Origin of the sequence: Mesorhizobium sp. M7A.F.Ca.CA.004.06.1.1 (genome assembly GCF_003999135.1) — a bacterium.
Taxonomy (GTDB): domain Bacteria; phylum Pseudomonadota; class Alphaproteobacteria; order Rhizobiales; family Rhizobiaceae; genus Mesorhizobium.
Map to the genome: position 1 here is coordinate 1 of NZ_RZPQ01000022.1, position 20,075 is coordinate 20,075.

The 20,075-nt window shown below is 57.3% G+C and carries 16 protein-coding genes; 6 read left to right on the forward strand and 10 right to left on the reverse strand.

Features of this window, described 5'->3' with window-relative positions; all coding sequences use genetic code 11:
- The 6 genes from EN906_RS03145 to EN906_RS03170 all read left to right on the forward strand — a co-directional run.
- On the forward strand, positions 1 to 724 hold a 724-nt coding region (locus tag EN906_RS03145), incomplete at its 5' end, for an ABC transporter ATP-binding protein (protein ID WP_164777093.1).
- Positions 725 to 880: 156 nt separating this feature from the next.
- Entirely contained in the window at positions 881 to 1,981 is a 1,101-nt protein-coding gene (locus EN906_RS03150) for a DegT/DnrJ/EryC1/StrS family aminotransferase (RefSeq protein WP_164748809.1), read from the forward strand.
- A complete protein-coding gene (locus EN906_RS03155) occupies positions 1,978 to 2,916 on the forward strand; it encodes a glycosyltransferase family 2 protein (RefSeq protein ID WP_206529066.1) in 939 nt (312 codons plus the stop codon). Before EN906_RS03150 ends, EN906_RS03155 begins: the two co-directional genes overlap by 4 nt.
- Positions 2,913 to 3,863 (forward strand): WxcM-like domain-containing protein, encoded by a 951-nt coding sequence (locus EN906_RS03160; protein WP_127270265.1) that lies wholly within the window; start codon positions 2,913 to 2,915, stop codon positions 3,861 to 3,863. The genes EN906_RS03155 and EN906_RS03160 overlap by 4 nt, the downstream gene beginning before the upstream one ends.
- Positions 3,853 to 4,233: a GtrA family protein gene (locus EN906_RS03165; RefSeq protein WP_164748973.1), complete on the forward strand. Its 381-nt coding sequence runs from the start codon at positions 3,853 to 3,855 to the stop codon at positions 4,231 to 4,233. Before EN906_RS03160 ends, EN906_RS03165 begins: the two co-directional genes overlap by 11 nt.
- Positions 4,209 to 5,738 carry a glucosyltransferase domain-containing protein gene (locus EN906_RS03170; RefSeq protein WP_127272216.1) on the forward strand — a complete coding sequence of 510 codons (1,530 nt, stop codon included), beginning with the start codon at positions 4,209 to 4,211 and terminating at the stop codon, positions 5,736 to 5,738. The genes EN906_RS03165 and EN906_RS03170 overlap by 25 nt, the downstream gene beginning before the upstream one ends.
- 170 nt (positions 5,739 to 5,908) lie before the next feature.
- Here EN906_RS03170 and EN906_RS03175 read toward each other — a convergent pair whose 3' ends face one another.
- The 10 genes from EN906_RS03175 to EN906_RS03220 all read right to left on the reverse strand — a co-directional run.
- Positions 5,909 to 6,667: a class I SAM-dependent methyltransferase gene (locus EN906_RS03175; protein WP_127271275.1), complete on the reverse strand. Its 759-nt coding sequence runs from the start codon at positions 6,665 to 6,667 to the stop codon at positions 5,909 to 5,911.
- Positions 6,668 to 6,701: 34 nt separating this feature from the next.
- Complete coding sequence (locus EN906_RS03180; RefSeq protein WP_127271277.1) at positions 6,702 to 7,433, reverse strand: class I SAM-dependent methyltransferase; 732 nt, start codon at positions 7,431 to 7,433, stop codon at positions 6,702 to 6,704.
- Positions 7,434 to 7,506: 73 nt separating this feature from the next.
- A complete protein-coding gene (locus EN906_RS03185) occupies positions 7,507 to 8,619 on the reverse strand; it encodes a polysaccharide pyruvyl transferase family protein (RefSeq protein WP_164748974.1) in 1,113 nt (370 codons plus the stop codon).
- A 54-nt stretch (positions 8,620 to 8,673) separates the two neighbouring features.
- Complete coding sequence (locus tag EN906_RS03190; protein WP_127273099.1) at positions 8,674 to 14,196, reverse strand: glycoside hydrolase family 99-like domain-containing protein; 5,523 nt, start codon at positions 14,194 to 14,196, stop codon at positions 8,674 to 8,676.
- Positions 14,193 to 15,095 (reverse strand): dTDP-4-dehydrorhamnose reductase, encoded by a 903-nt coding sequence (rfbD, locus tag EN906_RS03195; protein WP_127268902.1) that lies wholly within the window; start codon positions 15,093 to 15,095, stop codon positions 14,193 to 14,195. Before rfbD ends, EN906_RS03190 begins: the two co-directional genes overlap by 4 nt.
- Positions 15,092 to 16,162 carry a dTDP-glucose 4,6-dehydratase gene (rfbB, locus tag EN906_RS03200; protein WP_127272411.1) on the reverse strand — a complete coding sequence of 357 codons (1,071 nt, stop codon included), beginning with the start codon at positions 16,160 to 16,162 and terminating at the stop codon, positions 15,092 to 15,094. Before rfbB ends, rfbD begins: the two co-directional genes overlap by 4 nt.
- A 22-nt stretch (positions 16,163 to 16,184) precedes the next feature.
- Positions 16,185 to 16,739: a dTDP-4-dehydrorhamnose 3,5-epimerase gene (rfbC, locus tag EN906_RS03205; protein WP_127272014.1), complete on the reverse strand. Its 555-nt coding sequence runs from the start codon at positions 16,737 to 16,739 to the stop codon at positions 16,185 to 16,187.
- On the reverse strand, positions 16,740 to 17,621 hold the full coding sequence (rfbA, locus tag EN906_RS03210; RefSeq protein WP_127272412.1) for a glucose-1-phosphate thymidylyltransferase RfbA: 882 nt from the start codon (positions 17,619 to 17,621) through the stop codon (positions 16,740 to 16,742).
- Positions 17,622 to 17,765: 144 nt separating this feature from the next.
- Positions 17,766 to 19,097 (reverse strand): O-antigen ligase family protein, encoded by a 1,332-nt coding sequence (locus tag EN906_RS03215; RefSeq protein ID WP_127268324.1) that lies wholly within the window; start codon positions 19,095 to 19,097, stop codon positions 17,766 to 17,768.
- A partial coding sequence (locus EN906_RS03220) for a hypothetical protein (RefSeq protein WP_127375066.1) occupies positions 19,094 to 20,075 on the reverse strand: 982 nt, incomplete at its 5' end. The genes EN906_RS03215 and EN906_RS03220, both read right to left, overlap by 4 nt.

Below are 20,075 nucleotides of genomic sequence, written 5' to 3' on the forward strand. Positions count from 1 at the left end.
GGACAATGTCAGCCTCGCCTACCGCCTCTACGAAAAGTTGACGCTTACGGCGCCTGACCGGCGCCTGGGTGGTCTTGGAGGCAAAATCGGACGTTCCGGCGGCAAGCAGGTCGTGCAGGCGCTGGAAGATGTCAGCTTTGAACTCAAAGCAGGCGATCGGTTAGGCTTGGTCGGCCCAAACGGGGCCGGCAAGACGACACTGCTCAAGGTGTTGTACGGCATCTATCAGCCATCGTCCGGCATAGTAGCCATCGAAGGCAAAGTCGACGCTTTGTTCAACATCAACATAGGATTTCGCCCCGAAGCGACGGGGCGGCGAAACATTGTTCTGAGGGGTTTGATCAGCGGGTGGACCGAGGCCGAGATCCAAGAAAAAATGCCGGAGATCATCGCCTTCAGCGAACTTGGCGACTTTATCGATGTCCCTTTCAAAACCTATAGCCAGGGTATGGCCGCTCGTCTTGCTTTCTCTGCGGCTACAGCGCTTGACCCCGAAATTCTGCTGATGGACGAGTGGATCGGCGCCGGCGACGCCGCGTTTCAGGAAAAAGCCAAACGACGCATGGATGAACTGGCAGAGAAGGCAGGCATCATCGTCCTGGCGACCCACAATGAGAGCCTGCTCGAAAGCGTATGTACGAAAAGAATGACGCTTAAGAACGGAAGGGTCGAAGCCTTCACGACGAAACCTGCAAAGAGGGCTGGAACGCGAGCTAAGTCTTAAAGGTACTCTTCCCGGATACTATTTGCTCGCAGTTCAGATTCCAATTCGTCGCACCTGCTGTAGTTGAGTATGCCAACGTTGCGCCCTGCGGACGTTACTAAAATGAATTGCGCTCGAGCCGTTGAGTTACCGATGACGAGACAAGAATCTGTTCCGATGAATGATCTGAAGCGCCTGTATCAGCGCTACCAGGTCGAAATCGAGAGTGAGGTAGTGAACACGCTACGTTCGGGATGGTGGCTCAATGGCGCTATCGGCAAAAGGTTTGCGGCAAATTTTTCCAGATTCATAGGTGTTTCGGAATGCGTTCTCGTGGCCAACGGGACGGATGCGCTCGAACTTGCATTGGCCGCAGTGACCAAGCGCTACGACGGGCGCGAGGTGATCGTCGCCGCCAATGCGGGGGGCTATGCCAGTTGTGCCTGCTGGCAGAATGATCTCGTTCCGCACTATGTCGATATCGAACCAGCCAGCCAACTCATAGCCCTTCAATCGGTACTGAAAGCAGCCAGCGCAGACACCGCTGCGATCGTCGCCACCCACCTCTATGGTGGCGTCGTTGATGTCCGCGCCATCCGGGACGGACTTGAGCAGGCTGGCCTCTCGCACATTCCAATCGTGGAAGATTGCGCGCAGGCGCACGGGGCGAGAATCGGAAGCGACGTTGCAGGCTCGCTGGGGGATATCTCCACGTTCAGCTTTTACCCAACCAAAAATCTCGGAGCCATGGGGGACGGCGGCGCTGTTCTTACCTCCGACACGGCAACCGCCGCGCATGTACGGCAACTGCAACAATATGGCTGGAGTTCAAAATATCATGTCGGCGTGCCCAACGGCCGCAACTCCCGCATGGATGAAGTTCAAGCCGCGATACTGGACGTTTTGCTGGGCGATGTGGATAGACGCAACCAGCAGCGGCGTGGCATCCTAGACCAGTACAAGTCGGTTGCCGGGCGTCGATTCCAGTTCCTGGAAGGTGGCGAAGGCGCTGTCGCGCACCTCGCGGTCGCGCTTTGCGACGACCGGGACGCCTTCAGGGCGTTCATGAAAGAGCGCGGCATCGACACTGACATACACTACCCTGTGCTGGATTGCGACCAGGTCGGCTGGGCGGACTTACCGATGATGGGGAGCGAAAATCTCACCGTATCGAGGGCCAGCGTCAGCCGTCTCTGTTCGGTCCCCTGCTATCCCGATATGAGGGACGACGAGGTAGAGCGGGTTTGCCTGGCCCTCCGCGAATGGGAGACAATGTGACAACACGCTCGATCGTTTTCCCGATCTATCGAAATCAGGCGAACATCCCTTCCCTCCTGGGCGCAGTCGCCGATTTCCACTCCAGATATCATAGCGACATCGAGTTCGTCTTCGTCGTCGACGGGTCGCCGGACGAATCCGGCCCGCTGCTGATCAAGGAATTGAAAGGCTCGGGCTATGATTACAAGATCATCTTCCATAGCCGGAACTTTGGTTCGTTCACTGCTATTCGAACCGGGCTCGAACACGCTTCGGGTGACCAGGTCGCTGCGTTGGCCGCCGACCTGCAGGAGCCGCCTGAACTGATCGTCGAATTCTTTTCGAAGCTGGAAAAGGACGAGGCTGACGTCGTGTTTGGGCAGCGAACCGGGCGTAGCGATCCGCCCTTGACCAAATTTCTGTCGAGGGCTTTCTGGTCGGCCTACCGCAGGCTCGTCCTGCCCAGCATGCCGAGTGGCGGAGTGGATATCTTCGCCTGCAACCGTCAGGTTCTGGAAGCGATCCTCTCGATCGAGGAGCCGAACAGCTCGCTTGTCATACAACTTTTCTGGGTCGGCTTCAGGCGGGAATTCGTGCCTTATCGGCGGCGCGAACGAAAGCACGGAACAAGCGCCTGGGGCATGGCACGGCGGTTCCGATACATGATGGACAGCATTTTCTCGTTCTCTGATTTTCCGATAATGCTCACCCTCTGGGTAGGATTTGCCGGCTGTGCGCTAAGTCTCCTATTTGCAGTCGTTACCGTGATTGCACGGCTACTTGGCAATATAGACCCCGCTGGCTATACGACACTGGTGCTGCTGATCACGGGCTTCGGTTCGGCCAGTCTTCTAGTCCAAGGGATTCTTGGTTGCTATCTCTGGCGGGCAGTTGAAAACACCAAATCGCGCCCACTTCGGATCATCAGCCGCGTCGTTGACGGAACAGCGAAATGAACGCCAAGCCATTTTTCGTGCACGAACGGGGTATCTGCGAAAGCTCCCATGTCGGCGACGGAACGCGTATTTGGGCCTTCGCTCACGTGCTGCCTGGGGCCGTGCTCGGCTCGAACTGCAACATCTGCGATCACGTCTTCATCGAGAACGACGTGATCGTCGGCGATGACGTGACTGTCAAGAGCGGCGTCCAACTGTGGGACGGGGTGCGCCTGGGCAATCGTGTGTTTGTCGGCCCGAATGCGACCTTCACCAATGATCGCTTCCCACGCTCCAAGGGATATCCCGAGGCGTTTCTGCTGACCACGATCGAGGACGGCGCTTCCATCGGCGCCAATGCCACAATCCTGCCGGGCATTGTCGTCGGCCGCCAGGCGATGGTCGGCGCCGGCGCCGTGGTGACCAAGAGCGTCCCTGCCAACGCCGTCGTGGTCGGAAATCCCGCAGTCATCATCGGCTACCAGACCGGCCCGAAGATCGTGCCAGCCTTGACGCAAACCTTCCCCGGCGCAGTGGGCGAGAAAATGTCGCTTGGGGTGGGTGGTACCGAGCTCTGGCGGCTGCCGCATTTTAGCGATCTGCGAGGCGAACTCGCCCCGCTCGAATTCGGTGCAAACCTACCGTTTAAGCCGGCCCGGTCCTTTCTGGTTTATGGCGTTCCCTCCGACAAGGTCAGGGGTGAGCATGCGCATCGCGAGTGCCATCAATTCCTGATCGCGGCCCATGGCCGCCTGTCCGTTGTCGTTGACGACGGCCATGAGAGAAAAGAGGTTTCGTTGACCGAACCCTCGATCGGCCTCTACATTCCGCCCGGCATTTGGGGAATTCAGTATAAATTCCAACCCGATACAGCATTGCTGGTCATGGCTTCGCACAACTATGATGCTGGCGATTACATCAGGGACTATGCGGATTTCCTGGATACGGTCAGGCAGGATGACCGCTGATCGCATTGGCGGAGACGCCGTCCGGTTTCTTGTCGCCGGCGGACTAAATACCGCCCTGACCAGCCTTGTCTATTTTGCCGGCCTTGTCGTCCTGCCCTCAAGTTTGTCTTACGCGCTCGCTTGGCTGACAGGACTTGTGTTCGTAATGGTGTTCTATCCCGATCGCGTCTTTCCCGGCGGCCGCACGGGCATCGCCGATCGACTGGCAATCGGGGCGTCGATTGCGGTCGTGTTCGTGCTCGGCCTAGCAGCCCTCAAAACGCTTGAAAGCGTTCTGCAAAATGCTGCAGCAGCCTTCTTTGTCACCCTTGCCATCACGACCATCCTCAACTTCGTGATTTCTCGATGGATACTCCGCAGATCATGCTGACGCGACCGAGCACAATACGACCAGCCATTAATCTCTTTGCGATTTTCGCCGCGATGTATTTTTCCGAGCTGGCTTCCTTTCCGCTGTCAGTGGATGAGGAAGTAACAGCCTTCAGAACGGACGCATCCGTCTGGATCATTCAAGGACGCTGGGGGGCATATCTGATCGAGAGGTTCCTTATTCCTCATCCGGTAATGCCTTTCTTGGCTCCAGCTGTCTTTGGCGCCGGTTGCGTGGCCGCCTACCTCCTCGTCATGGATGTCATTAACAAGCAAGAGCTCTCCATCGCTGAGTACGCATGTTTTGCGATTTTCTGTGCTTTCCCGACCTGGTTTTTTATCGTCGAATTTTATTCAAACATTGCCGCTATCGGCGTCGGCCTGTTCGCGACCGCTCTAGCGCTTTGGCTGATCCGCAAGGAGGAGGTTTCCCCACTCAGCCCTCGCTTTCTCGGAGCTGTGGGAGTCGGCGCCTTCGCCATCTCGATCTACCAGAGTTTCGCACCGGCAATTCTGGTCCTGGGCATCGCGATCTCAATTCTGCAAGCACGGGCAGGAAGGAGCGAATCGCTGCCAAAAGACCTGCTTCGGACCGGTATTCTGCTGGCTGGTGCCATATTGTTCTATGTCGTCGGCGATGCCATTTTCAGATCGTTCACCCCCGCTAGAAACGAGTATTTCGACTCGCTTTCCCAGCCTGGCTTTTTGCTTCAACATCCGGCCACAGTTATTGGGCGTGTGCTTGGAGCGATAGGCGGGATCTATGGTCTGGACCGGCGCACATATGACGTCGCGTTGTGGGCAATTCCGCTCTTGTTGATCCTTGGCGGTTGGGCGCTATTGAAGGAATTGCCCCGCTCGAAATTGCTGTTGACGGCAATTGCCTTCGCTTCATTGCTTATTCCCTTCGGCTTTCACCTCCTCGCTGCGGGCAGCATGCCTGTCAGGAGCCTCGTCGGGGTTCCGATTGCAGTTTGGATGTTTGCCTATGTCGCGGTGACGAGCAGAGAATCGAGAACCCGCGTAGCCTCAACCATCTTGATGGCCGTGGCAATTTTCCAAATTCTGGTGGCCCAGAACTATCGTCAGGCGTCTAACTATCTGGTCGACAAGCATGATACACTCATGGCGGGCGCCATCTTCGACAGGCTGTCGGCCGCGCGCGGTTTTGATGTAAAGCGCAGCTATGCTCTGAGCGTGTTTGGCGCCCAGCCATTTGTGACCAACTATCCCAAGCAGCCCGGCTCGACAGTCGGCCACTCGTTCTTCGAATGGGACGGTGGCAACGGTTGGCGCATCGCTTATTACATGAAATTGCTCGGCTACTCCAATTTGAACGGTGCTACCCCAGATCAGGTTGACCAGACGATTGTTCGTCTTTCGGCGATGCCGGTATGGCCAGCCCCCGGTAGTGTGGAAATCCAGGGCGACATTGCGCTGATAAGGCTCGGTGAGATGCCCAGCTACGCAAATCAGCAAGCCCTTGCAAAAGTTACCAATCGATAAGGGATTTAATCGAAATCTTTGGATTGGTCCGAGGGAAGCAGACGGACCCGCTTCTGTAGAGGCAGCGTGCTTGGCAGATTCGCTCAGTCGGAAACGGGATACCTTTTGATCCACCAGTTTGAGGACCAGAATAACCGACTTCTCGACCGCCATGTCGAATACACGGTGGTTCAGCGTTTCGTCCAAGCGCCAACATCGTGGACGTTCGCCCATCCGGATTCGCTATAGCCGACCAAGCGAGCATTGGCGTGCCGTTTGCCTAGCGCCACAACTCGCTCGATCGATGCAAGCGAAAGTCCCCAATCGCTCATGCCAACTTGGCCTGCGGCATTTGGGTATGGCCAATAGCCAGTCCCTGTCTGCTCGTAGTCCTTCAGCATTTGTGCTTGGGCAGCAGCTTGGATCGGGTCGTTCTTTGTGATCTCGTACGTGTTGTGCCCCCGGAAGGTTGCGATCAGTATCCCCCCGCGCCCCAATGCCGCAAAAAGCTTATCGAAAAGAATTTGCATTCTCTCGTAATCGACATGGGTGAAGACAGAGCCAACCCAGATTAGATCCATGCCGCCTGGGATTTTAATGTCAGAGGGATGCTCAGACGAAAGCACCGCATCTCCCCCGAACTCGTGGGCGCAAAATTCGACGCAGCTCGGATCGATATCGCAGAAGGTTATCTTGGCGGCAGGGAACAGTGACCGGATGTAGCGAGCGCCACGCCCATGGCCGCATCCAAAATCCATAATATTGTAAATGGCTTCTTTCCGGGCGATTGCCAAGATCGATACGATCACCTTCAACACGCTTTCGCCAACAATGTCGTAGTCATCAAGAAAGGGATTGCCTTTGAACATCCCGTCGTCAAGGTGGATCGTTGGGATGACGCCCCGCTGCCTATAGCCCTGCCACATCGCTGCCAACTTATCGATCTGCATACTACGTTCGCTCCTGACGAAAGCCTCGGCCTGGTTAGCGGGCGTGCTTCCGTGCCAAATATACTTCTGTAAATTCGCCTATTATGCCGTGCCAGTGATCATGAAAACGGCATACCTCGACATCCATTCCTGACCATCGGTGGATCAGTTCCGGCAGGTCATAGCCGTAGTGAAATGTTACCAGCGAACCAGCATCGCTAACAGGATTGCCATGATATTCCGGCTCGCCGGTGTGCTGGATCGTTCCGTCCGGCCTGTAGAGCGCACGGCGCTCACTGTCGATCTTGCCCTTGTAGGTGGGAACGGTGAACAGATAAGCGCCGCCTGGTTTCAGGGTGCGGACAATCTCCTTTGTCACCCGCTCCGGCATATTCACATGCTCCATGACATCAAGTGTAACGACGACATCGAAAGTCGCATCACCAAATGTCTGCGCCTCCAGGTTCTCGTTTCGGAAGCCCTTGACGGACGAGCCCAAACGCTCTCCGGGAAAGTACTGCGATTCAACATAACCGGCACATTCCCGCTTCAACTTCGGAGAAATTCCGCGGGGAGTGGGAGACGATTCATGAATAACAAGGTTGCGCCAACGAGAGACATGTCGCGTGAGCGTAAGAGCCAAAGCGCGCTCACGCGGGATCGATCCACATCTGGAGCAGAGCAGATGATCACGATACCAATCATAGTGGGCGGAAAACTCGACATTGGCTTCACAGATTGGGCAGTAACCTGCCCGGCGGTAAACTGGATAGGAATCAGAATTCATGGAGCACCATCAGGATTTTCAAAAATGAAGCCGTAACAGAATGCTGCTTCGGTCCGAGTTCAGCTCCACGGTGCTATTCTAGCCGGTGGGCAACCCCATTCTCCGAAAGGAATTGGGCAAAACGATCATATAGTACAGTGTACTTGCGCTGAAACTCATCATAGTTGCCAGCCTGCACAAGCTCGTTGACGTTCAATTGTCCCACTTTATCGACCGGGATATGCGGGATGCTCATAAGTTCCGCCATTTCCGTCGTCCTCGAATCGTGGGAAATTATGGTTGCAGGAACACCGTTGGTTAATGCAATCAGATTTCCATGGAAGCGCGTTCCTATCGAATAGTCGAATTTCGAGATGTACGCATCCCACTCTGCCAAATCAAAGAACATTTTTGCGTTCTCTTTGACATGCTTTACATAGAGCGACGGATCCATTTCCATGTTCATCTGCCCGAGCACTGCCTGGGCGACCCCAAAATCGTCTTCTCTCCCATCTCTGGAAAGTAGCATTTTCATTTCCGGTTCTTCGTTCTGAAGAACATATGGATATTTTTTGTGAGCGGATAATTTCAAAAGATCAGCTTCAACGCGCCGGGCAGCTTCGGGATTGGCCGAATGAAGAAATACGTTGCGTGATCCGTTCACTGCAACCCTCAGCTCGGCGTCTCTTCCTGGCCTCTTTATCTTCAAATCCGGACGCAATTTGCGAAACAAACTTGGGCATCCAACCTCTCTGACGTTCGTTATCCCAAAGTCATTCATGACTTCAGCCGTAAAATGGCCACGCACGCCCACGGTCTTGCTGCGTTCCGATATGATACGAAGGAAGCGTTTACTGCCCTCTGGGATATCTGTGACTTTTTCACCGATGATAGAAGCTTGCGCCCCGAGGCCGGCAACCAAGCATGGCAGCTTGGTCGGCTCGATAAAGTCAGCCAAGTAGGACAAATCAAAATTTTTGAAAATGAAATTTGCTGCGGCGATAGCAATGATGTCGAAACGTTCGTTTGCTTCTTGCGGGGAATAGTCCAACCCCTGACCGAACTCTTCAAAGCGAATTTCCTCGAACAGAGACTGCCCTATCAGAAGATTTCCGGTGTTATATCCAATGATTTCGAATTTCTTTTCAAAAGCAATCTGCGGATCAGGATGCGGAGCTATTGGCGCTCCCAGAAAAAGAACTCTCACTAAAATCTCCTCGACGCTCTGTAGACATCTAACTCCCCACAGTCACCAGCGTCGTCATTCTTGAATTGGAATACCAAATCGTTCACTGAGTTCATGGCTGTAGATGCTCGCTCGTTCGAGCGCGGCAGGTCCAAGATCGTGGCTGCGGATTGTATCGGCCTGTACCTGCCTGATCTCCTGTAGGTGCCTGAGATCGAAATTTCCTATGGTTACGCTCGACTGATGCCGGCGGTGTGAATTGAGCGAACGCGGGGAAAAAGCGATCGAACCATTTTCGAGCAGACGCAAATATGTCACCCAATCCCCGGCGTTGCGCAACGACATGATCTCTTCGCTGTGTTTGGCCATCGCATTGCTGAGCGCCTCCCTTCGAAACAAGACGCCGCTGACGTTCGGAATGGTGTTCTTGAGGTAAAGTGCCTCGGCGATTTCCCGGCGGCCGTCCACGACGTAGGGTTTCGTCCAGCGAGACCGGTCGATGTCCGACACATAGTCGAGATAGTGTTCGGACAAGACCCGGCCGGCGCCGTCCATCTGTCGCGACTGGCAATAGCTCATCACCACCTCCTCGCGTTCGAAGGCGGGCAGAAGCTCGGCCAGAAAATCGGGATCGGCGAGGTCGTCGGCTTCGGCGATCCAGACATAATCGCCGCGCGCCATTTCGACCCCCCGCATCCATTGGCGGAATACCGATCCTGAATTCTGCGCATTGGCCACCAGCCGGTATGGAATGTCGCAACCGGCCAGAAATTTCTCGATGACTTCGACGCTATCATCGGTCGAAGCATCGTCAAGCACGATCAACTCGTAGGGCTTTATCGTCTGATCGACAATGGAGCCTAGACGTGCGCCCAGGTATCGGGCGTAGTTGTAGTTAGGCACGATGACCGACACCCGCGGCAATGGCTTTTCGGCGTAAATCAGCAGATCATGCAGGTAATGGCTGAAGCTGAACTCCTGGCGGACGATATCGCGGCCAACGCTGGCGAGACGCCGGGCTTCACTTGGATTGTCGAGCAGATTGCCAATGACCTCGGCCATCGCATCGGTGTCGAATGCCTGCACGAGGATACCGCAATCCCGCTTCAGCAGATCCTGGAAGCCACCAGCGCCCTCAAAGGCAACGACCGGCACTGTGGCATCCAGCGCCTCGAGCACCACCGAGGGGAACGGATCCTCACGCGAGGTCAAGGCATAGATATCTGCGGCGAAATAGTATTCCTGCGGATTTTCCACCAATCCGACAAAGACGAAGCGGCTCTCCAGTCCCGCTTCCTTCACCCGTCGCATTTGCTTGGCGTGAAAGACGGTATCGACATGACCGACCCAGACTGCAACCGCATCCGGCCTGGATGCGATAACCTTGACGCAAGCATCAACGAAAAGATCGAGGCCCTTGCGATGGTCGGCATAGCCCGCGCACAGGATGATGCTTGCATTTGGCGAAAGCCCTAATCGTGCGCGGACCGCCTCGCGGACCTGCTGGCGATCCTCGGCGAGGTAGGGCGTACGCAGATAGAGTCCTTGCGGCCTGACTACCGACTGGCTGACCGGTTGGCCAACAAACTCTTCGAATCCGGCTTTGACGATCTCGGCTGGGAAAACGACCGTTTCAGCGTTCTCAACAATGGCTGCGGCTGCGTCAGCAAGACCGTAGGACGCCAATATTCCGGGCAGTTCATGGACGAGGCAAACGGTGCGGAACCCTGCCTGCTTCAGCAGCGGGATGAGCTTTCCGGATACGGTGGTATTCACGACGGCGACCTCGGCACCGTTGTTTCTAATGGTGGCCAGACGTTTCAACACATCGGCATCGCCTTGTTCAGGCAAGTCGATCCTGTGCACGGTCGCGGCGTGGGCGAAACGGCCGAGCAGCGGACCGTCGCCCAGCACGATGAGATCGGGCTCAAAACCAAGCTGCTTGAATCCCTTGGCCAGATTGAGAGCCAGCAATTGCGCCCCATGCGGGTGGGCGTCGTGGGAAACGATTGCAATCCTGGCCTTGGACTTCCCCTTCGCCGCCTCCAAAGCGTCGCGGGTCGCTTGCAGATAGGCGTGGCCGTTAACGCTATCGGGCTCCAGGTGAGCGCCTTCCGCCCACTCGTTCCAGGCATTGACGAAAACCACCCGCTCGGATGGCTCGCTAATATGGGCCAAGGTGTCCTCAATGGCATTGTCCAGCCATCTGCGATACAGCTCGGGGGTGTTGTTGATGAACACCGTGCCGCCGCGCTTGCGGCGTGCGGTATTGTCCCAGCCCGGGCAAACCGAACGGAAGAGCTTGTATTTGCGGGATGAGTAGGTTTCGCTGCGTTGTGGGAATACCGACCAGTCATAGACGGTCGTGGCAAAATCCTCATGCAGCGGCGTCACTGTATGCGTGACATTTGGCGGCGCGGAATTGTTTGGCGGAAATTCCACGGCGGCATCGAACCCGTAGCGATGGGGGGGCACAGATTCGAAGGACTGGGTGTAGGCCAGGAAAATCTCGCCGATGCCGTTCTCCCGGCACCAAGTCCGCCAGCGCCGCGCTGTCTCAGCCGCCGCCGGGAGCAGGCTTGGCCGATAGACGAGCAACAGCGGCTTGCCATTGATGCGGATGTAGCGAGGGTCACGAAGATAGGGCGCGACCTCGGCGATGAACGCGAGATCATCCTGGGGGGAGTGATCCTGAGCGATCAGGATCTCCTGGTCCATTCCGTCCCAGCGGCGCGACCAATTCTCGTTGGCCCAGCAGACGCAGAATGGCATGTCGAGGCGCTTATCCTCGAGCCAGTTTTCGAGCGGCTTTTCCAGGAGCCTCTTGCCGCCGAACCAATAAAAATAGAAGCAGAAGCCTTCCACTCCATAGAGCCTTGCCAGTTCGATCTGGCGATGCTGCACAGCAGTATCGCGCAAGTCGTAGTAGCCGAGCGTATCCGGCACGTGCGGCTGGTGGTGACCGATAAATTGCGGCTCAGCGGGCCGGACATTAGACCATTCGGTGAAGTCCTGTCCCCACCATTCATCGTTTTCGGGGATCGGGTGGAATTGCGGCAGGTAGAACGCGATGACGCGCACCGGCTTCTGGAGCAACGGCGGCGCATCGAGAAGCGGCACATAGACTGGTTCGGGCGAGAAGATCGGGCCGGAACTGACCAGCGCCCCGCGCAAGACCATCTCGTTGCTGCCCACAGGCGCTTGGGGTGCCTCCATGCTTCTCCAGGCGCGGTAGGCATTCGTAACGCCAAACAGCGAAGGAAAGGTCGAAAACGCCGCTCTCTTCAATTTTCGCTTGAGGTCGGTGGAGAGCGGCACATTGTGCCAACAACCGTAGGCACCCCGAATCGCCAAGCGGCGGACCCTTATGCGAACATCGCCGATAGCGCGGACGCGGCTCCCAATCCCCCGCAGAGGCTTGGTCACTCGCCAGGATGTGCTGGCATAAACGGCATCGAGAACCTCATGCAACCGGATTTCCTCGGATCGCGCCTCGTCGCGATCCGCAAGCAGCGCACTCGTCGCCCTGTGCGCCATCGACAAATTTTCTTGCAAGAGTTCGATCTCTTTGTCTCTCGCAATGATCTGTGCCCGTTCTCGAGCGATCTCTTCGTCTCTCGCGCTAACTTGTGCCCTTGTGCCTGAGATCTCGTCTTTGTGGGTCCGGATCTGTTCACGCATATCAGCTATCTCGCTGGAGAAAGCCTCGATGCGTGCCCCGTGATGTCCCAACAACTTCCTGTTGGTTTCGATCTCCTCCTCCATGGTTGTTGACTTCAACGACCATGGATTTCCGGTTTGATCGATCGCCTTGCTCTTCGTGTCGTCGAGAGGAACCACGCTCCCGTCGGCGAGCGCGACCTGCCCGTGCACGTTGCGCGCGCCGAGGACGTTTTCCGGAATAGGCAGCTTCGTTACGATGCAAAGCGAGTTCAAGAACTCGACGGAATGAACCGACGCGAGAGAAGCCTCATCGAATGTGACTTTGTGCCTGTCGGCGAAAGTGGCCAAGGCATCGACCCGACGACGATCCAGTCCCCAATGCTCATGGTTGACTACATCAAGCAGGCGTTTGAAAAACGAGATTGAGGAAAGCGGATCGTAGAGACCGCCCTCGAACTCCTGCCAGTAACTGCAATGCAGATCTTCGGCGATGTACATGCCCCCTTCGGAAAGGTGGGGGAAATATCGCGCGAACGAGCGTATTATATCCGAGGATAGGTGCGATCCGTCATCAATTATAATATCATATTTTTCCGACATCGAGATGATGTCGCGCTCCGTTTCATCAGTATTGGCGTCACCTACGGAGATCTTTATCTTCCGGCTGTCGAAAACGAGATTTCCGCAAGCCAGATTGACGTCACAGCCAACGATTATTTCAGCATTGGGGAAATATTTCTGCCATATCTCCAGGGATCCGCCATTCTGAACTCCGATTTCCAGGATTCGAACCGGACTGTCTCGATACTCTGAAAAAATATGGTCATAGGTGCTGAGATAGATCGACCATTTATCCGACACTTTGCCGCGATGCGCATCGTACAGGTCACGAAGTGAAACGAATGGTTCCTGCTTTGCGGGCCGCGCATCGCGCTGTTTGGCTAATTGCTGCTGTTCCAACTTCTGCCGATGAAACACGCGGAGACGGCAATCAATTTCAAGGAAAAAAGCGTCGCCAAAAGTTCGTGAAACAGATTCGAACTCTGCTCTGATCCGATCAAGAATTTCTATTGCAACTGCATCAGTATCATCGGACCTGAGCGCTATCAGTGCGGTATAAGCGTCTTTGACCCAGTCAATGATGCGCGGGTCTGCGTCGAGCAACTCAGTGCTGGCGGCAAAGTGCTGATTGTCGGTAGCGAAATGCTCAGACAGCAGGGACTGCCATTTCACGTCGGGTACCGGCCAGTCTAGGCTGAGAGTAGCAGTGATCCCGTCGATACCCTGTCGCCAGTCATCAAGCAGACTCTCGTAAGACAACAAGATGCGTGACCGACCCCTAGTTGCGCGCTCGGCTTCCAATTCGTGGCGAAGCCAAAGAAGCGAACTGAAGCCCATCGTGAAACCGTTTCGGTTCGCCAGGGAAGCGATCACAGCCAACGGATTGCGGTCTATCAGCACATACCGAACATCGATGCGCATGCGCCTCAAGATCTCCGCATAAAGCGGCACGAAACGTGAGATACGCGGCTCCTTGAGCACAAAAAACGGCGCGCTGCCGTATTCCTCGTCGATCAGCCGCGCGATCTCTGCTTTGTAGAAGCGCAGACGCTGCGCGCCGAGATCGTTGGGATCGAAGGATCGCCAATCATCCCAGCTGCTTCCTGCTTCGTCCAGCATCTGGTCGTGCAGCGCAATGAGACGCTCCGGCTCCCAGTGACCCGTTGGATTGGATAGATTGGCGCCCAGCATGTTCTTAGGCAGTTCCGCGCCAAGCAGATTGATCGCCCTCGTCAGCGCGCTGGTGCCCGAGCGATGCATGCCGAGCACCATGATGCAGGTGCGTTTGGCTGCTTTCGGCTTTGCCTTGCGTGCCTTCGGCTCGTCGACGGGCGCGGCATCGCGCGTGTTTTCCGCTGAAGGGTGCTTGTTCATGCCGTCAATGCCTGTTTCGGCTCACCGGCTAGCAGCCGGCGCACCACCGCTTCCGTCGATTGCCGCCAGTCCGGTGCATTCCAGCCGAACGCCGCCGCGAATTTCGCGCTCGATAGCCGGGAATTGGCGGGGCGGCGCGCCTTGGTTGGGTAGTCCATCGTAGCAATGTCCCGTACCCGCGCCCAGGGACCACCCAACACGCGGCTTGTGTCGAGGATATGGCGGGCAAAGCCGCTCCAGTTGGCCTCGCCGGTTCCGGCCAGATGATAGATGCCGGATGCGGCGGCGCCCTCGTGCAGCCGTGCCGCCGCATGCAGGATTGCGTCGGCGATATCAAGTGCAGATGTCGGATTTCCCCACTGATCGGCCACCACCGCGATCTCGTCGCGGTCGGCGGCCAGCCGCAGCATGGTTTTCACGAAATTCTTGCCGAACGGGCTGTAGACCCATGCCGTGCGCAGGATCAGATGGTGCGGATTGGCTGATGCAACCGCCTGCTCGCCGGCAAGCTTGGAGGCGCCATAGACGCTGCGCGGTGCGGTGGCGTCGGTCTCGACATAGGCGGCGTCCTTGGTGCCGTCGAAGACATAGTCGGTCGAAAGATGGATGACGGGCACGCCCAGGCGGCTTGCTGCTTGCGCCACCTTGCCGGCTCCGGCGGCGTTCACCGCGAATGCCAGATCGGGCTCGTCCTCGGCCTGATCCACCGCCGTGTAGGCGGCGGCCGACACGACGATATCAGGCTTCGCGGCCGCGATCGCTTCGATCACCGTGTCGGGTCTTGCGAGGTCGAGTTGCGGACGGCCAATGGCGATGACCTCAACGCCGGCGGCCGCCTGGCCGGCCTCCAGAAGGCTCGCCGCGACCTGTCCGTCGCGTCCGGTGACAACCAGCCTCACGCCGCCCCCTTGCGTGCTTCGCCCAGCCGTTCACCGGCATAGCGCTGCTCGCGGATCGGTCCCCACCACCATTTGTTGTCGAGAAACCAGTCGACGGTCTTGGCGAGGCCGCTGTCGAAATTCTCATTGGGCGCCCAGCCCAGGTCTCGGCCTATCTTCGAGGCGTCGATGGCATAGCGGCGATCGTGACCGGGGCGGTCGGTGACGAAGGAAATCAGGTCGCGATAGCTCTTGCCCCCTGCCCGCGGCCGCCTGCCGTCGAGCAGATCGCAGATCGTCTCGACGACGCCAAGGTTGGTCCGCTCGGAATTGCCGCCGACATTGTAGCTTTCGCCCGGCAGTCCCCTGGTCGCGACAAGTTCCAGCGCGCGCGCGTGATCCTCGACGAACAGCCAGTCGCGCACATTGGCGCCGGCGCCATAGACCGGCAGCGGCTTTTCATCGAGCGCATTGAGGATGACCAGCGGGATCAGCTTTTCGGGAAAGTGATAGGGTCCGTAATTGTTCGAGCAATTGGAAAGCACGACCGGCAGGCCATAGGTTTCGTGCCAGGCCCGCACCAGATGATCCGAGGCCGCCTTCGAGGCGGAATAGGGCGAGGATGGCGCGTAGGGCGTTTCCTCGACGAACATGCCGCCGTCGAAGGGAAGATCGCCGAACACCTCGTCGGTCGAGACATGATGGAAGCGGAAATGGCTCTTCCGGTCTTCGGGCAGGCCGCGCCAATATTCCAGCGCGGCATTGAGCATCTTGTAGGTGCCGACGATGTTGGTCTCGATAAAGGTGCCCGGCCCATCGATCGAGCGGTCGACATGGCTCTCGGCGGCAAGGTTCATGACGATGTCGATATCGTCGCGCCGGAGGATGTCGAGCACAGCCTTTTCGTCGCAGATGTCGGCCTGCGCGAAGCGATAATTGTGTGCGTTCTCGATCGGCCGCAGCGAGGCCAGGTTTCCCGCATAGGTTAGCTTGTCGAGATTGGTCACCCGATAGGCCGGGTTGGCGCATAGATGCCGGCACACCGCCGAACCGATAAAGCCAGCACCGCCCGTCACCAGAAAATTCATGCCGCTGTCCTCACGCAACCCATCAGGCGAACACCTCGGCGGCGGCCAGCAGCGGCGCCTTGAGGTCCTTGTCCGAGAGCTGGAACCCGCCGGCCAATGACGGCCATTCGATGCCGATGGCGGGATCGTCGAAACGGACCGACCGATCATGCGCCTGCGAATAGGTGTCGGTCACCTTATACAGGACCTCGGTGTCAGGCACGAGCGTCACGAAACCGTGCGCGAAGCCTTTCGGCACCAGAATCTGGTTGCCCTTTTCGGCCGACACTTCGAGAGCGACCCATTTTCCGAAGGTTTTCGAACCGCGGCGAATGTCGACCGCGACATCGAGAATGCTGCCCCGGATGACGCGCAGCAGCTTGTCCTGGGCGCGCGGCGCAAGCTGATAGTGAAGCCCTCGCAAGACGCCCGCCGCGGCGGAATAGGAATGATTGTCCTGCACGAAAGCCAGGTCTATGCCGGCCTGCGAAAAGCGCTCGGCATTGTAGGTTTCCACGAAGAAGCCGCGCGCGTCGCCATGTCGCTTCGGCACGATTTCCAGCACGCCATCGATGCCAAGGGGCCTGACCTCCAACACCTAGCCCTCCGACAGGTCGACGACACGCCGGCGCAGATAGGCGGCATATTCATTCTTGCCCAGGTGATCGGCGCGACGCAGAACCTGGTCCACTGTCAGCCAACCCTGTTCAAAGGCGATCTCTTCGGGACAAGCGACCTTGATGCCCTGGCGGTGCTCGATGGTGCGCACGAATGATGAGGCCTCATGCAGGCTGTCATGCGTGCCGGTGTCGAGCCAGGCATAGCCGCGCCCCAACCGATGCACATGCAACTGGCCGCGCTCGAGGTAGACGTTGTTGACCGCCGTGATCTCGAGTTCGCCACGCGCCGAGGGACGGATGGCAGGGGCGATGTCGACGACGTCGTTGTCATAGAAGTAAAGACCGGTGACCGCCCAGTTGGATTTCGGCACCTGCGGCTTTTCCTCGATCGTCAGCGCCGTTCCCGTGGCCTTGTCGAAGGAAACCACGCCATAACGCTGGGGATCCTCGACATGATAGGCGAACACCGAAGCGCCCTTTTCGCGCGAGGCAGCGTCGCGGCAAAGCTGCGACAGCCCGTCGCCGAAATAGATGTTGTCGCCGAGGATCATCGACACGTTGTCCTTGCCGATGAAATTGCGGCCGATGATGAAGGCCTCCGCCAGCCCGTTGGGCTGCGGTTGCTCGGCATAGGACAGGTCGAGGCCGAACTCCGATCCATCGCCAAGCAGATCGCGAAAAACGGGCAGGTCACGCGGCGTCGAAATGATCAGAATTTCACGGATACCCGCGAGCATCAGAACGCTCAGCGGATAATAGATCATCGGCTTGTCGTATATCGGCAGAATTTGCTTAGAGACTGCTAATGTTAGTGGATAAAGACGCGTTCCACTGCCTCCAGCAAGGATAATTCCTTTCAAGAAGCTCTCCTTGACATGCCTGAACCCCCCGGCCCCAGCCGACCGTGCTTAGGTTCCATGCAATGGCTTGTCAATCTCGGCGTTCGGCAAACGTCTGGGTCACGATCCAGCGCCAATCCATCGCCAATTCCAGGCGACGCATTGCTATCGTCTTGCCAGAGCCGGCCTGACGGGAACAAGCAGATTGTCATCATGGGCCTCGGTCGACTCGCCTCTCTGGCTTAACCGCCCAGCGAATCCCTTGTGAAAGATGATGCCATTCATATAGGCGAAAGTCATCGCAAGCGCCGCCGTTCGCATGGGATAATCGACCAGGGAATGAACGAGCAGAAACGATACTGAGAGAAACGCCATTTTCTGCAGCGGATCTCGCCGTGCCGCCAGGGAAAACGCAAAAAGCAATATCGAGTAGGCCGCGACCAGAAAGACAACAGGCGCGCCACCTTCAAGCGCCAATTCCAGATAATCATTGTGGGCGTGATTGACGTAGGGCTTGAAGATCATCTCCCCCTTTTCGTAAATCTGGTAGACTTTCGGAAAACTCCCAAAGCCGACGCCCGTCGCCCAGTTCTCTTCAATTCCCGCGATCGTGGTGCGTGCAAATTCGGCCCGTCCAAAGGCCGGGTCAACCACTTCCGCATCGATCTTCGTCCACGCCCCGATCGTGTAGAGCGAAAGTCCGATGAAGACAGCGGGTATTCCATACCCGCCCAGCCTCGAGCGCGCGGACAGAAAGACGACCGATATTATGGTGATCGCCAGCCCTATCAGAATACCGGCGCGCGAACCGGCGGCCAGAAGCAGCAGCAGCAGCGTTATCAAACCGAGCGACCCGGACAGAAGGTGCCCGCGAAACAGGCCGTAGTAGACGACGAAGGGGATGGAGACGAAGAGCAAAGCTGAAAAGTGGTTCTGGTTGGCAAACAGTCCCGCATTGATCGTGAACGGCAGCAAACCCTGTATGGCAACCGTATCGGAGAGCGAATACTGGATCGCCGCAGCCAATCCGTTACAGATGACACCCATCAAAAAGAAGGGCAGGAGGCCGTAGACCTGATCTGGGCGCAAGCGGGTGACGCTCAGAAAGAATGCAGCCATCGCCACGAAGTACAACAGACACTCGATCGTGCGTCCCACGCCGACACTGACGAAACGCAGCCCGGTTTCACCGCTCAGCCATGGATTTGCAAGTAAAACCTCAGGCCGCAATCCGCTCAACAGGGCGGCGGGCAACGGCACGATTTGGAAACAGAACACGGCAAGGCCCAGAGCAAGCAACCACAGGGCCGAGCGAGGGATGCCGTGCTCAGACGGCCTTGAAAAGATGGCCGCGGCCGCGACAATCGCCGCCACCTCGATCACCGCCTCGGTGTAGAGACCGCTCGCGGTGCCGCCGCCAATCAGCACTGACAGGAAAAGAACCGACCCAAGCAGATATTTTTCCCATTCCGTGGACCGGGCTGACCGCTCTCTCAAGATGAAACTCTTTCGATGCTCAATTTGTGCATGACCAACGTGCCAACGTATCGAAATCGCCAGCTCTCAGCGATGGCAGCTGTTTCCAGCCGCAACACTTGCATGGGACACGCGCCTGGTCCGATCGCGAAATCCAGACTCAACTGCCGCCGATTGAATGTGCCCTCCGGAATGTTGAACCGAGCTATTTCTCCCGCCGGATCCGCGCATCTGATGGACCAGAACAACTGCTTGGGCAGCTTCAGGTTTCTCGCGGAGGCGATCAGGGAAATCCTGTAGGAGCCGGGAGGCAGTTCGACATATTGCTGGAGCGCGGCGTTCTTCACCGGCGTATTCAGAAACCGGACAGTCGCTCCGCTATCGCTTTCGCCGACGTCGCGCGCCCCGGCAAAGGTAATTTCCAGACCGGAGCGGTCGCGAACCTGCCAGTCGAATGGCTTGTCGCTGAGGATCTGTTCAAAGCCGCCGTTGAAGATGTATCCGGCCAGTGTCCGCTCCTGATCGGTCATACTGAACAGGAACAGCCGATAGGCCGCCTCGTATTCCTTCTGCCGGATGTACCCGTTGATTACGGCAGACAATTCCTTCGACGTCGGTTGTGAGCTCGATCCGGTAAGGTCCAGCAACAGTTGATTTGCGACGCGCAGGCCCCGCGGATCCTTACCAAGGGCGGAGAAAAGATTGGACCTCCACGGTGCCTCGATCCTTAAGGCTGCCAGGACAGCCTGATATCCGTCCGGGTTTGCAAGAATAGCCGGCAAGCCCGCCGCAATGACTGGAAATGTGTCCGGCCACCGGCGCAGCAACGTGTCGATCTCGGCGACGGCCTTTGACAGGTCGCCCATCTCGATCGAGCGATCGATCGATCTCTGAAGCGAATGGATTTCAGTCTTGGACAGCTTTCGAGCCTGGTCGAAGAGTTCAAAAGCCTCGTCTTTCTCGCCTTGTCGATACTCAATCTCGCCTATCAGGCTGTAG

Bases quoted from the DNA above. Each gene is read 5' to 3' on its own strand.
- EN906_RS03150 (WP_164748809.1), top strand. From the start codon at position 881: ATGAATGATCTGAAGCGCCTGTATCAGCGCTACCAGGTCGAAATCGAG.
- EN906_RS03160 (WP_127270265.1), top strand. From the start codon at position 2,913: ATGAACGCCAAGCCATTTTTCGTGCACGAACGGGGTATCTGCGAAAGC.
- EN906_RS03165 (WP_164748973.1), top strand. From the start codon at position 3,853: ATGACCGCTGATCGCATTGGCGGAGACGCCGTCCGGTTTCTTGTCGCC.
- EN906_RS03170 (WP_127272216.1), top strand. From the start codon at position 4,209: ATGGATACTCCGCAGATCATGCTGACGCGACCGAGCACAATACGACCA.
- EN906_RS03175 (WP_127271275.1), bottom strand. From the start codon at position 6,667: ATGCAGATCGATAAGTTGGCAGCGATGTGGCAGGGCTATAGGCAGCGG.
- EN906_RS03180 (WP_127271277.1), bottom strand. From the start codon at position 7,433: ATGAATTCTGATTCCTATCCAGTTTACCGCCGGGCAGGTTACTGCCCA.
- EN906_RS03190 (WP_127273099.1), bottom strand. From the start codon at position 14,196: ATGAACAAGCACCCTTCAGCGGAAAACACGCGCGATGCCGCGCCCGTC.
- rfbB (WP_127272411.1), bottom strand. From the start codon at position 16,162: ATGAATTTTCTGGTGACGGGCGGTGCTGGCTTTATCGGTTCGGCGGTG.